Here is a 740-nt window from a genome sequence, read left to right as displayed (position 1 = left end):
TACTGCCAGATCACAACATGGTGATTGAAGTTCAGGGACCGTCTCATTACGTGGGTGGTGACTTCAAAACCAGGAATGGTTCGACTCTGCTGAAAATCGCACTGCTGCAAAAATCAGGATTTGAGGTCATTGAAATCCCGGTTAACCAGCTTTGGAAGCAGGATTCAATGAAGCTATATATTGATCAAATAAAGACCAGTGTAGACATCCAGCCACAGGGTCATGGCTCTGTGTCACTTATAAAGAAGGTGGGCAGATGAAGGATACGTTACTACCGATAAAGGATGGTGCCCCTCAGATCACGGGTACTTAACTGACAAAGAACATTCAGAAGAGCAAACCAGCAAATGAGGTAGAAAACAAACATCCAGTGATCGCCTTCCTCCCATCATGACTCAAGAACCGTTTTTACATTTTCCGGGGAAGGAGTGCCAGCGCTGAACAGCTGTTGCCCATACATCTCACCCCGAATGATTTGAAAATAACAGATTGGTGGTATCAGGAGTAGTTGGTTTTCCACAACCGCTTATCTTTATAAACTTTTCCGAAAAATGAACTTCTAAGCAGAACAGCAGTCTGTTTTTTATATTTTCATGAATTGATGAAATATAACTATGGATAGAAGCTCTGCTGGTATCAGTGGTCAATACACAAGATCAAATAATGATTACAACCGAGAGAATGACCATGCCGCTTCTTCAAGGCGCGGACGATATAGACATACCACAGTCAGGCCATGG

General features: G+C 43.0%; 1 protein-coding gene. It reads left to right on the top strand.

What is annotated here, in order from left to right; genetic code table 11:
• On the top strand, positions 1-260 hold a 260-nt coding region (locus tag J7438_RS26435; protein WP_209279003.1), incomplete at its 5' end, for an RAP domain-containing protein.
• Between the last annotated feature and the right edge of the window lie 480 nt (positions 261-740).

Source organism: Thalassotalea sp. G20_0, assembly GCF_017744175.1.
Lineage (GTDB): Bacteria > Pseudomonadota > Gammaproteobacteria > Pseudomonadales > Endozoicomonadaceae > Endozoicomonas.
This window is presented reverse-complemented; position numbering and strand designations above follow the sequence as displayed.